Here is a 12,918-nt window from a genome sequence, read left to right as displayed (position 1 = left end):
TCATCACTGCCGTAACATCAGCAGCTCCACCTTTTTTCCTTGTCAAAAAAATCAAACAAGAAAAAGAATATATAAAAAACCTTCCACAAAGGCCCTTATTTCTTCTTACCGGCGATTGCCTTAGCCGGACCTTTACGTGTACGGGCATTCGTATGTGTACGCTGTCCTCGGACAGGCAAAGACCGGCGATGACGCAATCCTCGATAACAACCAAGATCCATCAAACGCTTAACATTCATAGCAACCTCACGACGAAGATCACCTTCAACTTGATACCCCTGATCTATTGCCTCACGAATCTGCAGCACCTCAGCATCTGAAAGCTCATGCACACGACGCCCCAAAGGAATGCCAACTCTTTCAATAATTTCTTGAGCAAATTTTGGTCCAATCCCGTGGATATATTGAAGCGCAATAATTACACGCTTATTTGTCGGGATATTGACGCCAGCAATACGAGCCACGCCTACTCTCCTTAGTTATTTTGACAAATTGTTATAAAATACCTGATATACCTTACAGAAAAAAATAGACTCAGAAAAAAATTCTTCCGAATCCTATTATTTCACTAAAATAAATTAGATTCACTTTTGATAGATTTCATCTCAAAAGTCAACTCTTTTCATTCATTTCTAAAAAAAATCTCATGAAAGAAACCCTCTAATCATACGTGTCACTTCAGCAACACCAATCATTCCATCAATAACCTTCAACATTCCCCTCTCTGAATAAAATTTTGATAAGGGAGCTGTTTTTTCACGATATTCTACTAATCTTTTTGCAAAAGCAACAGGATTGTCATCTAAACGAACCTGTCCACCAGCCGCTATTGTTTCCTCAACGCGCTTCTTCATACGTTCAATCAACACGTCTTCATCAACACACAATTCAATAACAGCATTAAGCCGCATATTTTTTGAATCCAGTATCTGTTGCAACGCTTCTGCTTGCCCCACAGTTCGCGGATATCCATCCAAAACAAAACCGTTTACACAATCAGCTTCATCAATCCGATCTGATACGATTTGATTAACAATACTATCAGGTACCAAAGCACCAGAACTTATAATAGCTTTAGCTTTTTTACCAATCTCCGTTTCTTTGGCAATCACCTCACGCAACATATCCCCTGTTGATAAATGAGGAATGTTATATTCCTCAGTCAACATTTTTGCTTGCGTACCTTTTCCCGCTCCAGGAGGACCTAAAAGAATAACTCTCATCGATTCCTTCTACCTCCACGAAGTTTTGATTTTTTTATCAACCCTTCATATTGGTGGGCAACAAGATGCCCCTGAATTTGAGCAACCGTATCAAGTGTAACAGTAACAACAATCAACAAGGATGTTCCCCCAAGATAAAAAGGAACCTGTAATGCAGATATCATAAATTCAGGTAACAAACAAACCAAGATAATATAAATAGCGCCCACAACAGTAATACGCGTCAAAACGTAATCAATATATTCGGCTGTACGCTCACCTGGACGAATCCCTGGAATAAAACCAGAATGTTTTTTCAACTGATCTGCAGTATCACTTGGATTAAACACAATAGCTGTATAAAAAAAACAAAAAAACGCCATTAAAAATGCATAAACAATCATATAAAGTGGCTGTCCATGACCAAGAGCATAAGAAATCTCCTGAACCCATTGTGGCATTTTATCAGAAAAATTATTAATAGTGGCAGGTAATAATAATAAAGATGAAGCAAAAATAGGTGGAATAACGCCAGCAGTATTCAACTTTAAAGGAAGATGCGACATATCTCCTTGAAACATTTGATTACCGACCTGACGCTTCGGATATTGGATAAGAATTCGCCGTTGCGCACGCTCTATAAAAACAATAAGCCCAATAACCAAAACAGCAATAAGAACGATTCCTATTAAAAGAAAAGTTGATAAATCAGCCTGACTATGAGCTGTCAAAAGCTGAGCAAAAGTAGAAGGAAAGTTGGCTACAATCCCTGTAAAAATGATAAGAGAAACCCCATTACCAATACCACGTGACGTAATTTGCTCGCCAAGCCACATAAGAAACATCGTTCCGCCAACAAGCGTAATAACAGAAGAAATACGAAACATAAGACCTGGTTCTAAAACAATTTGAAGCCCCGACCCTATACCGCTTTCAAGCGCAACCGCAATACCAAAAGCTTGTAGAATTGCCAATACGACTGTTACATAACGCGTATATTGATTGATAATCTTACGACCTAAATCCCCTTCTTTTTTAAGAGTTTCCAAAGAAGGAATAATAGATGTTAACAATTGCACAATAATAGATGCCGATATATAAGGCATGATACCCAGCGCAAAAATAGCCATACGCCCAACGGCACCTCCAGCAAACATATTAAAGAGTCCTAATACACCCGACGCGTGATGTTCAAATGTTTGCCGCAAAGCATCGATATTGATACCTGGAAGAGAGATGTAAGTGCCAAAACGATATACAAGAAGCGCCAACAGAGTAAACCAGATGCGTTTCTTTAATTCAGTTGCACGCGAAAAGGTGCCGAAATTTATATTGGAAGCAAATTGCTCTGCTGCTGATGCCATAAAACGTCTCCACTTTACACTCCAGTTCTTCAAATCACAGAAGTATAATCCTAAAATTCATATATGCATACACAAACAAATGCAGAACTTAAACAATTCTCCACAAAAGATCCCACAAAACAGATACTCTTCTTCTTTAGGTCTCTATTCATATTAAAAAATTATCGAGCAATATCAGGAAGAATAACCTGACCACCCACTTTTTCAATCTTAACACGAGCAGCTTGTGAAGCACCAGAAACATGAAAGGTAATCTTAGCCTTCAAATCACCATCAGAAAGAAGACGAACCCCATCTTTTTCACGACGAATAATACCAGCCTCTTTCAAAGAAACCATATCAACAGGCTTTTCAATATTCAACTTACCTGCATCAACTGCCAACTGAATACGTCCTAGTGAAACTTCATTGTAGGTTTTAGCAAAGAAATTCCTAAATCCACGTTTTGGCAAACGACGATAGATGGGCATTTGCCCACCTTCAAAACCATTAAGGGAAACACCAGAACGTGACTTTTGCCCTTTTACACCACGACCACCAGTCTTACCCGTACCGGAACCAATACCACGCCCAACACGCTTACGATTTTTTGTTGCGCCTTCGCAATCACGCAGTTCATTGAGTTTCATATCTAATACTCCCGCAACCCTTAACCTTCATCTATAACGCGAACAAGATGCTGAACCCGAGCAATCATACCCCGCACACAAAGTGTATCATCTAAAACGCGCCGACGACGCATTTTATTTAGTCCAAGCCCCTTTAAGGTTGCACGCTGAATCTGTGAGTTTCGAATAGGGCTTCCAATTTGTTCCACCGTCACAGTTTTACCACTCTGAGATTTTTTCTGAACCATTTCCTAATTCCTTTTCTGATAATCTCAGAAACTACCCTTCTAGGTCGACTAAATGGCGACGACGCGCCTGCAAAGTCGAATACTTTATACCACGTTGAGCAGCAATATCTCTAGGATGCATTTGATGTTTCAATGCATCAAATGTTGCACGAACCATGTTATAAGGATTCGACGACCCTAGTGATTTTGCAACGACATCCTGCATACCAAGAGCTTCAAAAATAGCACGCATCGGTCCCCCAGCAATAATACCAGTACCAGCAGAAGCCGAACGTAGCAAAACACGCCCAGCTCCGTGACGACCTTCAAGATCATGATGCAATGTACGCCCAGACCGAAGCGGAACATAAATCATCCCACGTTTCGCAGATTCCGTTGCTTTACGAACGGCTTCTGGAACTTCACGGGCTTTACCATGTCCAAAACCCACACGCCCTTTTTGATCTCCAACGACAACAAGAGCAGCAAAACCAAAACGCCGACCACCCTTTACAACTTTAGCAACACGATTGATATGAACGAGCCTATCGACAAATTCATTATCGCGTTCTTCTCTCTCACCACGTTCTTTTTGTGCCATTCCTCATTCCTTTTTCTTTTCCGGAAGCACGATAACAAAGTCCCTCATCAAACTGGAAGAACTTAAACGAAATACTCTAAACTCTCCTTACTCATTCATAAATAAGAAATTTTAGAAATTCAAACCACCTTCACGAGCAGCTTCAGCTAAAGCTTTGACGCGACCATGGTACACATACGCTCCACGATCAAAAACCACCTCATTAACACCCGCTTTCTTCGCACGCTCAGCAATTAACTTACCAACAGCAAAGGCCGCCTTTTTATCAGCACCACTCTTTAACGATTTTTTCAAATCACTTTCAAGAGTAGAGGCTGAAACAAGTGTACATCCCCGCAAATCATCGATAACTTGAGCATAAATGTTCTGATTTGAACGATAAACACTAAGCCGAGGACGATCATGAGAAACCATTTTAATTCTACGACGAACACGCCTTGCACGACGTTGGATAATGTCCTTAGATGAAACCATAATACAAAATCCTTATTTCTTTTTACCTTCTTTACGGAAGATACGTTCATCTGCATGCTTAACACCTTTACCTTTATAAGGCTCAGGCCTACGATACTCACGAATCTCCGCTGCAACTTGTCCAACTTGCTGTTTATCAATTCCAGAAACAACAATTTCCGTTGGCTTAGGAACAGTCACAGTAACACCCGACGGAACTTTATAAACCACATCATGCGAAAAGCCCAGAGATAGTTGAACATCCTTACCCTGCAAAGCAGCACGATAACCAACCCCATTAATCTCCAACCTCTTTTCAAAACCATCTTTCACACCACAAAAAATGTTCTCAATCATTGAGCGCGACATACCCCATTTAGAACGCGCATCTTTTGACTGATCCCGCGGCATAACTGATATGATATTTTCCTCAAGTTTGACTAAGACTTCATCATTGACGACGTAACTCAGCTCACCTTTTGGACCTTTTGCCTTAACCAGCTGACCTTCAACAGTAGCAGTAACTCCAGAAGGAATTGAAATGGGTTTCTTTCCAATACGAGACATTGTTCTAACCTACTTTTTCTTCCGTTTTCTTGACATAACTTAGAAAACACGACAAAGGAGTTCTCCACCAACATTCTGTTCACGCGCCTTATGATCTGCCATGACACCTTTAGGAGTCGATAAAATCGAAATACCAAGGCCATTTGCCACCTGAGGAAGTGACTTAGCAGAAACATACACACGACGCCCTGGCTTTGATACACGTGAAATCTCACGAATAGCAGCCAGCCCTTCAAAATACTTCAATTCGATTTCAATCTCAGCTTTCCCATCACCTAAATCAATTTGATTATATCCGCGAATATAACCTTCCGACTGAAGAACATCAAGAACGTGCGCACGAAGCTTCGAAGCTGGAGTAACTACTTTACCTTTTTTACGACCAAGTGCATTACGAATACGTGTTAGCATATCACCAAGAGGATCTGACATAGACATTAAATAATCTCCTCTTACCAACTAGACTTTACAATACCAGGAATATAGCCAATAGAGCCAAGCTCACGCAACGCAATTCGCGACATTTTTAATTTACGATAATAAGCCCGCGGACGACCTGAAACCTCACAGCGATTACGAATACGAACTTTCGAAGAATTACGCGGCAACTCTGCCAGCTGAACAGAAGCTTTAAAACGTTCTTCAAGAGAAACCTTCTGATCCATAACTATTGCTTTCAAACGTGCACGACGGGCAGCATAGCGCTTTACCATCACCTCACGACGCTTATTTTTTTCAACGGCACTTACTTTGGCCATAATTTCACCTCACTACGTTTGCCGTTACGAACGAAAAGGAAAATTAAAAGCACGCAATAACTCACGAGCTTCATCATCCGTTTTTGCTGTCGTACAAACGATAATATCCATACCCCAAATTTGATCAACTTTATCATAGTTGATTTCTGGAAACACAATGTGTTCTTTAATACCCATAGCAAAATTGCCACGACCATCAAAACTCTTTGGATTTAAACCACGAAAGTCACGAACCCGCGGAAGAGCAATCGTCACAAGACGATCTAAAAACTCAAACATACGATCTTTACGCAATGTAACTTTAGCCCCAAGAGGCATTCCTTCACGAACCTTAAAGGTCGCAATAGAATTACGCGCACGCGTAACAACAGCCTTCTGACCCGTTATTAGCCCTAAATCCTCAGCGGCAAAGGAAGGCTTCTTCGAATCAGCAGTTGCTTCACCTATCCCCATATTTATTACAACTTTATCAATCCGCGGAATTTGCATCGCATTTCTGTAATTAAACTTCTCTTGAAGCACTTTACGAATCACTTCAAAATAATGCGCTTTCATACGCGGTATTTGTCTTTCCTCAGCCATTAATCAACTCTCCCGAACGCTTGGCAAAACGAACTTTATTACCATCTGCATTCATACGAAAGCCTACACGTGTAGGCTTACCATCTTTAGGATCAGCAATCGCCAAATTAGACAGATGAATCGGAGCTTCTTTAGAAATAATTCCAGCTTCTTGCTTCTGCGTTTGACGTTGATGACGTTTAATCATATTAATCCCACGAACAAAAGCCTTATTCTCTTTTGGACTAACCTTAATTACTTCACCACTACATCCTTTATCCTTACCGGACAAAACAACAACTTTATCACCTTTTCGAATCTTCTGCATAACATTTACTCCTTACAGAACTTCAGGAGCAAGCGAGATGATCTTCATATGATTCCTACCACGCAATTCACGGGGAACAGGTCCAAAGATACGAGTACCGATCGGCTCTTTTTTATTATCTACTAAAACCGCAGCATTACTATCAAAACGAATGACACTACCATCTGCGCGACGAATATCCTTAGCAGTACGAACCACAACAGCTTTCATAACATCACCTTTTTTAACACGGCCACGAGGAATTGCATCCTTAACCGAAACAACAATAATGTCACCGACCGAAGCATATTTCCGCTTTGAACCGCCTAACACTTTGATGCACATGACACGACGCGCTCCAGAATTATCAGCAACGTCGAGGTTTGTTTGCATCTGAATCATGACTGGCCACCTTCTCTTAACACATATATCCGATTGAATCTTTTACACACTCGGATTTGCCTGCCAAATAACGATAAAGTTATCGCCTTCAAATTTATCAATGATAACCACACTGTTAAATTCTAAAACAATAAGCTTAACTCATTACGCTACATTGTCTTTTACAACAATCCAACATTTATCTTTCGAAATTGGTCTAGATTCCTGAATAGAAACTTGATCCCCAATCTTGAATTGGTTGTTTTCGTCATGCGCTTTATAATTTTTAGACTGCCGAACAGTCTTCTTAAGAAGCGGATGAGAATAACGGCGTTCAACTTTGACAACAACAGTCTTATCACTTTTGTCGCTAATAACAACACCCTGCAAAACGCGTTTAGGCATCTCTTATTTCCTTAAACCTTACTTTCACTTATCTTTTGACGAAGAAAAGTTTTAATACGCGCAATATCACGACGAACTTGTCTAACGCGCGCAGTCTTTTCTAATTGACCTGTTGCTTTTTGAAAACGCAAATTAAATTGCTCTTTCTTTAACTTAGCCAATTCATCTTTCATTTGGTCGAGCGTTTGCGCCCGTAATTCTGTGGCTCTCATCGCTTATAACCTCATTATTCAGCAATACGCTGGATGAAACGCGTTTTTATAGGCAACTTTGCAGCACCCAATCTTAGTGCTTCACGTGCAACATCCTCCGGAACTCCATCAAGCTCAAACATGACGCGCCCAGGAGCAACACGTGCAGCCCAATAATCAACACTTCCCTTACCTTTACCCATACGAACTTCAGTCGGTTTAGATGTAACCGGAAGATCTGGAAAAATGCGAATCCACACACGACCAGAACGCTTCATATAACGTGTAATCGCACGACGCGCCGCTTCAATTTGACGAGCAGTAACCCGCTCCGGCTCAACAGCCTTCAAACCGTAGGCACCGAAATTCAAATCCGTACCACCCTTCGCAAAACCGTGAATACGGCCTTTGAACTGTTTACGGAACTTTGTGCGCTTTGGCTGCAACATTGTTCTCTACTCCAAATTTTAGTTCAATCTCAAAAACTAAGCATTTTCGCGGCGACGATTCGATGAAGAACCAGATTGATCAGCTTCCGTAGCACGACGTTCTGAAGCCATCGGATCATGCTCAAGAATCTCACCCTTAAAGACCCAAACCTTAATACCACAAATACCATAAGCGGTCTTAGCTTCTGCTGTACCGTAATCAACATCAGAACGCAAGGTATGAAGTGGAACACGACCTTCACGATACCATTCCATACGAGCAATTTCAGCACCACCAAGACGGCCAGAACAATTGATACGAATACCTTCCGCACCAAGACGCATAGCAGACTGAACAGCACGCTTCATTGCACGACGAAAAGCAACACGACGCTCTAACTGTTGAGCAATTGATTGCGCAATAATTGTCGCATCAATCTCCGGTTTACGAATCTCCACAATATTCAATGAAGTTTCAGCATCCGTCATTTCTGAGAGCTTACGACGAAGCTTTTCGATATCAGCACCCTTTTTACCAATAATCAAACCAGGACGTGCAGAATGAATTGTAATACGACACTTTTTATGAGGACGCTCAATAACAACCTTAGAAATAGCCGCCTGTTTAAGTTCCTCAAGCACATATGAACGAATTTTCAAATCTTCATGAAGAAGGCGCCCATATTCACCACTATCAGCATACCAACGAGAGTCCCAAGTCCGATTAACACCAAGACGAAGTCCTATTGGATTGATCTTCTGCCCCATTACGCGGCCTCCACTTTTTCGGTAACTTCACGAACAATAACAGTAAGATGCGAAAATGGACGTTCAATTCTACTAGCACGCCCTCGACCACGAACATGAAAGCGCTTCATCACTATCGACTTACCAACATAAGCTTCCGCCACAACAAGCGAATCAATATCAAGATCGTGGTTATTTTCTGCATTTGCAATTGCTGATTCAAGCGTTTTTTTCACAGTAGCAGCAATTCGCTTGCGTGAAAACATCAAATCAGCGAGCGCTACATTAACTCTTTTACCACGAATCATTGCAGCAACTAAATTAAGCTTCTGCGGACTAACACGAATTGTCCGCGTGACAGCTCTTGCTTCATTATCTTTAAGCTGGCGCGAAACTTTAGCTTTTCCCATTCCTACTTCCTCTTCGCTTTCTTATCGGCACCATGACCATAATAAGTCCGGGTAGGAGCGAACTCACCAAACTTATGCCCAACCATCTCTTCAGAAACAGAAACAGGAATATGCTTATTACCGTTGTAAACACCAAAAGTTAAACCAACAAATTGCGGTAAAATAGTAGAGCGACGACTCCATATTTTTATAACTTCGTTGCGCCCACTTGCACGTACCTTCTCTGCTTTACCAAGAAGATAGCCGTCAACAAACGGACCTTTCCACACTGAACGAACCACCTCAGACTACCTTTCTCATTTCTTGCGTTGATGACGCGTACGCATAATAAATTTATCAGTGGCTTTATTGGAGCGCGTACGCTTACCTTTCGTAGGTTTACCCCAGGGAGAAACTGGATGGCGCCCCCCCGATGTACGACCTTCACCACCACCGTGTGGATGATCAACGGGGTTCATAGCAACACCACGAACATGTGGACGTTTACCACGCCAACGTGACCGCCCCGCCTTACCATCATTAATATTCCCATGATCAGGATTTGAAACAGCGCCAACAGTTGCAAAACAGCTACTCGGAACCAAACGCTGCTCACCAGAATTTAAACGAAGAATAGCCATACCATGATCTCGTCCAACCAACTGCGCATAAGCACCTGCTGAACGTGCAATCTGTCCGCCTTTCCCTGGCTTCATCTCAACATTATGAATAATTGTACCTACAGGCATATTAGCAAGAGGCATAGCATTACCTGGTTTAACATCCACACTTAAACCAGCCATAACAGAATCACCAACACCAAGACGCTGTGGTGCAAGAATATAACTCAATTGCCCATCCTCATAGCGGATTAAAGCAATAAAAGCGGTACGATTAGGATCGTATTCTAAACGCTCAACCTTTGCTGAAACATCACGTTTAAGACGCTTAAAGTCGACAAACCGATAACTACGTTTATGTCCACCACCCTGAAAACGAGCAGTAACACGACCGCGATTATTACGTCCACCCTTTGAAGACAAACCTTCAGTTAACATCTTTACAGGTTTTCCCTTATAAAGACAAGAACGTTCCACAATAACAAGCTGACGCTGCCCAGGTGTCGTTGGATTAAACTGCTTAAGTGCCATTATTCCTATCTCCGAGCCTCTTAAAGACCTGTCGAAACGTCGATAGTCTGACCACTGGCCAGAGTTACGATCGCTTTTTTGACATCACTCTGCCGACCAACTATACCTTTGAAACGCTTCACTTTACCCTTACGGACTATCGTGTTAACTGCTTTAACTTTTACGCTAAAAAGCGCTTCAATAGCAGCCTTAATCTCAGGCTTCGTCGCTTTCGGCGCGACATTAAAAGCAACTTGATTATATTCAGAAATCATAGTCGCCTTTTCAGTAATAACTGGACTAATAATTATATCATAATGGCGAAGATCTGTCATTTAAAACGCTCCTCAAGAGCCTCAACAGCTGCTTTTGATAAAACAAGTTTGCTGCGACGCAAAATATCATAAACATTAATTCCCTGAATAGGCAAAATGTCAATATTAGGGATATTAGAGGCTGCACGAAAAAAGTTAATATCAATCTCTTTACCATCAATCAAGAGAGCGTTATTAAATCCAAGCTTAGAAAAATGAGAAACAAGCATTTTCGTTTTAGCATCCTTAACAGTCAACTCATCCACAATAATTAAATCTTTTGCTTTTAATTTTGCAGATAAAGCAAGACGTAACCCAAGAGCACGAATCTTTTTAGGAAGATCATGCGCATGGCTACGAACCACCGGTCCATGTGCCTTACCCCCACCCCTAAACTGCGGTGCACGTGCAGATGAATGTCGAGCACGCCCAGTTCCTTTCTGTTTAAACATTTTTGCCCCTGTTCGCGACACATCAGAACGACCTTGGGATTGATGACTTCCCTGCTGACGACGTGCAAGCTGCCAACGAACAACACGTTGCAAAATATCCTCACGCGGAACAAGATCAAAAATAGCTTCAGAAACCTTTAATTTGCCAGCTTCATTACCATCAAGAGTTTTAATTACAAGATCCATTATTAGGCTCCCTCAACCTCAGAGGTTTCCGTCACCGGAGTAACCATTTCCGCTTTCTCCTTCACAAGACGGCGAATACCAGCAGGCTTTGGAGCATTATCAGGAAGACGCTTCTTCACAGCATCCCGTATCAAAATCCAAGAACCTTTAGAACCAGAAACAGCACCACGCACTAAAATTAAACCACGCTCACTATCAGTGGAAATAACTTCAATATTCTGTGTTGTTACACGCACTTGCCCCATATGGCCAGCCATTTTTTTACCTTTAAAAACTTTACCAGGATCTTGGCACTGCCCTGTAGAACCATGAGCACGATGTGTAATCGAATTACCATGAGAAGCACGATGCCCACCAAAGTTATGTCGTTTCATAACACCAGCAAACCCCTTACCAATACTGGTACCAGTCACATCAACTCTTTGCCCTGGAACAAAATGTTCCACTGTAATCTCAGTACCAACATCAAGAAGATTGTCGGGACTCACACGAAACTCTGCTATTTTGGCTTTAGGCTCAACAGAAGCCTTAGCAAAATGTCCACGAAGAGCTTGTGAAGTATTCTTAACCTTAGCAAAGCCTACACCTAATTGAACAGCAGTATAACCATTCTTTTCAACTGTACGCTGAGCAACGACTTGACAATTCTCCAAACGAAGTACCGTCACCGGCACATGCTCACCAGCATCATTATAAATACGGGTCATGCCCAGCTTCTGTGCTATTACACCTGAACGCATCGGGTCTGTTCCTTCTGTCCTCAAACCTCAGAGCTTAATTTCTACATCCACACCAGCAGAAAGATCGAGCTTCATAAGCGCATCCACTGTTTGCGGCGTTGGATCAACAATGTCAAGAAGACGCTTATGTGTTCGCATCTCAAACTGCTCACGACTTTTCTTATCGATATGCGGTCCACGATTGACCGTAAACTTCTCAATCCGCGTCGGAAGCGGAATGGGACCACGGACATTTGCACCGGTACGTTTAGCAGTCGATACAATCTCACGCGTCGACGTATCAAGAATTCTATGATCAAACGCTTTCAAGCGAATGCGAATATTCTGACTGTTCATGCTCTTTATTTCCCTGTTATACAAAGTGCCTTCAATAATCAAAGCACTCAACAAGCATTATTTATTCAATGATCTTAGAGACGATACCGGCACCAACAGTACGACCACCTTCACGAATAGCAAAACGAAGTTTCTCTTCCATCGCTATCGGAACGATCAACGAAACATCCATCGCAACATTGTCACCTGGCATAACCATTTCCGTTCCTTCTGGAAGCGTAACAATACCTGTAACATCCGTCGTACGGAAGTAAAACTGAGGACGATAATTCGTGAAAAATGGTGTATGACGCCCACCTTCATCTTTTGTCAAAATGTAAGCTTCTGCTTTAAAACGTGTATGAGGTGTAACGGATCCTGGCTTTGCCAATACTTGACCACGCTCAATCCCTTCACGGTCAACACCACGTAGCAGAGCCCCTATATTATCACCCGCTTGACCTTGATCCAAAAGCTTGCGGAACATTTCAACGCCTGTAACCGTCGTCTTAGACGTTGGACGAATACCGATAATCTCGATTTCCTCTCCAACTTTAATAACACCACGCTCAACACGACCCGTAACAACGGT

At 41.9% G+C, this 12,918-nt stretch carries 25 protein-coding genes; all 25 read right to left on the bottom strand.

Translation table 11 applies throughout. The annotated features are described in order from the left end of the window. Nucleotides 1–95: 95 nt before the first annotated feature. A complete protein-coding gene (gene rpsM, locus ACFIL3_RS02090; protein ID WP_026500557.1) occupies nucleotides 96–464 on the bottom strand; it encodes a 30S ribosomal protein S13 in 369 nt (122 codons plus the stop codon). Between the two features lie 180 nt (nucleotides 465–644). Further along, nucleotides 645–1,223 carry an adenylate kinase gene (locus tag ACFIL3_RS02085; RefSeq protein WP_375681800.1) on the bottom strand — a complete coding sequence of 193 codons (579 nt, stop codon included), beginning with the start codon at nucleotides 1,221–1,223 and terminating at the stop codon, nucleotides 645–647. After that, nucleotides 1,220–2,566 carry a preprotein translocase subunit SecY gene (gene secY, locus ACFIL3_RS02080; RefSeq protein WP_375611483.1) on the bottom strand — a complete coding sequence of 449 codons (1,347 nt, stop codon included), beginning with the start codon at nucleotides 2,564–2,566 and terminating at the stop codon, nucleotides 1,220–1,222. Before secY ends, ACFIL3_RS02085 begins: the two co-directional genes overlap by 4 nt. A gap of 161 nt (nucleotides 2,567–2,727) precedes the next feature. Then, nucleotides 2,728–3,195, bottom strand: a complete 468-nt coding sequence (rplO, locus tag ACFIL3_RS02075) for a 50S ribosomal protein L15 (RefSeq protein ID WP_375613141.1) — start codon at nucleotides 3,193–3,195, stop codon at nucleotides 2,728–2,730. 20 nt (nucleotides 3,196–3,215) lie between these two features. Further along, entirely contained in the window at nucleotides 3,216–3,422 is a 207-nt protein-coding gene (gene rpmD / locus ACFIL3_RS02070; RefSeq protein WP_375681799.1) for a 50S ribosomal protein L30, read from the bottom strand. 31 nt (nucleotides 3,423–3,453) lie between these two features. Continuing rightward, the gene (rpsE, locus tag ACFIL3_RS02065) at nucleotides 3,454–4,002 is read right to left on the bottom strand and encodes a 30S ribosomal protein S5 (RefSeq protein WP_015856574.1); all 549 of its coding nucleotides are present in this window, start codon (nucleotides 4,000–4,002) and stop codon (nucleotides 3,454–3,456) included. 111 nt (nucleotides 4,003–4,113) lie between these two features. Continuing rightward, the gene (gene rplR, locus ACFIL3_RS02060) at nucleotides 4,114–4,476 is read right to left on the bottom strand and encodes a 50S ribosomal protein L18 (protein ID WP_273791414.1); all 363 of its coding nucleotides are present in this window, start codon (nucleotides 4,474–4,476) and stop codon (nucleotides 4,114–4,116) included. A 12-nt stretch (nucleotides 4,477–4,488) separates the two neighbouring features. After that, entirely contained in the window at nucleotides 4,489–5,022 is a 534-nt protein-coding gene (rplF, locus tag ACFIL3_RS02055) for a 50S ribosomal protein L6 (protein ID WP_273791413.1), read from the bottom strand. A 39-nt stretch (nucleotides 5,023–5,061) separates the two neighbouring features. Next, the gene (gene rpsH, locus ACFIL3_RS02050) at nucleotides 5,062–5,460 is read right to left on the bottom strand and encodes a 30S ribosomal protein S8 (protein ID WP_375629006.1); all 399 of its coding nucleotides are present in this window, start codon (nucleotides 5,458–5,460) and stop codon (nucleotides 5,062–5,064) included. A gap of 14 nt (nucleotides 5,461–5,474) precedes the next feature. Further along, the gene (gene rpsN / locus ACFIL3_RS02045; RefSeq protein WP_273791412.1) at nucleotides 5,475–5,780 is read right to left on the bottom strand and encodes a 30S ribosomal protein S14; all 306 of its coding nucleotides are present in this window, start codon (nucleotides 5,778–5,780) and stop codon (nucleotides 5,475–5,477) included. Between the two features lie 24 nt (nucleotides 5,781–5,804). Next, on the bottom strand, nucleotides 5,805–6,362 hold the full coding sequence (rplE, locus tag ACFIL3_RS02040) for a 50S ribosomal protein L5 (RefSeq protein ID WP_375675683.1): 558 nt from the start codon (nucleotides 6,360–6,362) through the stop codon (nucleotides 5,805–5,807). Further along, nucleotides 6,355–6,669, bottom strand: a complete 315-nt coding sequence (gene rplX / locus ACFIL3_RS02035; RefSeq protein ID WP_015856579.1) for a 50S ribosomal protein L24 — start codon at nucleotides 6,667–6,669, stop codon at nucleotides 6,355–6,357. Before rplX ends, rplE begins: the two co-directional genes overlap by 8 nt. A 12-nt stretch (nucleotides 6,670–6,681) precedes the next feature. Then, on the bottom strand, nucleotides 6,682–7,050 hold the full coding sequence (rplN, locus tag ACFIL3_RS02030) for a 50S ribosomal protein L14 (protein ID WP_004855715.1): 369 nt from the start codon (nucleotides 7,048–7,050) through the stop codon (nucleotides 6,682–6,684). Nucleotides 7,051–7,194: 144 nt separating this feature from the next. Then, nucleotides 7,195–7,434 (bottom strand): 30S ribosomal protein S17, encoded by a 240-nt coding sequence (gene rpsQ / locus ACFIL3_RS02025; protein WP_012231991.1) that lies wholly within the window; start codon nucleotides 7,432–7,434, stop codon nucleotides 7,195–7,197. An 11-nt stretch (nucleotides 7,435–7,445) separates the two neighbouring features. Further along, nucleotides 7,446–7,646, bottom strand: coding sequence for a 50S ribosomal protein L29 (gene rpmC / locus ACFIL3_RS02020; protein WP_375606714.1), 201 nt, complete (start codon nucleotides 7,644–7,646; stop codon nucleotides 7,446–7,448). A 14-nt stretch (nucleotides 7,647–7,660) separates the two neighbouring features. Continuing rightward, a complete protein-coding gene (rplP, locus tag ACFIL3_RS02015) occupies nucleotides 7,661–8,074 on the bottom strand; it encodes a 50S ribosomal protein L16 (RefSeq protein ID WP_375611475.1) in 414 nt (137 codons plus the stop codon). A 36-nt stretch (nucleotides 8,075–8,110) separates the two neighbouring features. Continuing rightward, a complete protein-coding gene (rpsC, locus tag ACFIL3_RS02010; protein ID WP_273791408.1) occupies nucleotides 8,111–8,821 on the bottom strand; it encodes a 30S ribosomal protein S3 in 711 nt (236 codons plus the stop codon). Next, nucleotides 8,821–9,210, bottom strand: coding sequence for a 50S ribosomal protein L22 (gene rplV / locus ACFIL3_RS02005; protein WP_273791407.1), 390 nt, complete (start codon nucleotides 9,208–9,210; stop codon nucleotides 8,821–8,823). The genes rpsC and rplV overlap by 1 nt, the downstream gene beginning before the upstream one ends. Before the next feature lie 2 nt (nucleotides 9,211–9,212). Further along, nucleotides 9,213–9,491 carry a 30S ribosomal protein S19 gene (gene rpsS / locus ACFIL3_RS02000; RefSeq protein WP_004855734.1) on the bottom strand — a complete coding sequence of 93 codons (279 nt, stop codon included), beginning with the start codon at nucleotides 9,489–9,491 and terminating at the stop codon, nucleotides 9,213–9,215. Nucleotides 9,492–9,506: 15 nt separating this feature from the next. Beyond that, nucleotides 9,507–10,340 (bottom strand): 50S ribosomal protein L2, encoded by an 834-nt coding sequence (gene rplB / locus ACFIL3_RS01995; RefSeq protein WP_375681798.1) that lies wholly within the window; start codon nucleotides 10,338–10,340, stop codon nucleotides 9,507–9,509. Nucleotides 10,341–10,360: 20 nt separating this feature from the next. After that, nucleotides 10,361–10,654 carry a 50S ribosomal protein L23 gene (locus tag ACFIL3_RS01990; protein WP_273723987.1) on the bottom strand — a complete coding sequence of 98 codons (294 nt, stop codon included), beginning with the start codon at nucleotides 10,652–10,654 and terminating at the stop codon, nucleotides 10,361–10,363. Beyond that, complete coding sequence (rplD, locus tag ACFIL3_RS01985; protein WP_375613145.1) at nucleotides 10,651–11,271, bottom strand: 50S ribosomal protein L4; 621 nt, start codon at nucleotides 11,269–11,271, stop codon at nucleotides 10,651–10,653. The genes ACFIL3_RS01990 and rplD overlap by 4 nt, the downstream gene beginning before the upstream one ends. Before the next feature lie 2 nt (nucleotides 11,272–11,273). Next, nucleotides 11,274–12,011: a 50S ribosomal protein L3 gene (rplC, locus tag ACFIL3_RS01980; RefSeq protein WP_273791404.1), complete on the bottom strand. Its 738-nt coding sequence runs from the start codon at nucleotides 12,009–12,011 to the stop codon at nucleotides 11,274–11,276. A 27-nt stretch (nucleotides 12,012–12,038) separates the two neighbouring features. After that, nucleotides 12,039–12,347: a 30S ribosomal protein S10 gene (rpsJ, locus tag ACFIL3_RS01975; protein ID WP_005773267.1), complete on the bottom strand. Its 309-nt coding sequence runs from the start codon at nucleotides 12,345–12,347 to the stop codon at nucleotides 12,039–12,041. A gap of 61 nt (nucleotides 12,348–12,408) precedes the next feature. Continuing rightward, on the bottom strand, nucleotides 12,409–12,918 hold a 510-nt coding region (locus tag ACFIL3_RS01970; RefSeq protein WP_375681797.1), incomplete at its 5' end, for an EF-Tu/IF-2/RF-3 family GTPase.

The organism is Bartonella sp. CE47NXGY, assembly GCF_042195415.1.
GTDB lineage: Bacteria > Pseudomonadota > Alphaproteobacteria > Rhizobiales > Rhizobiaceae > Bartonella.
Note: the sequence above shows the minus strand (reverse complement) of the source record. Positions and strands in the feature narration are given on the sequence as shown.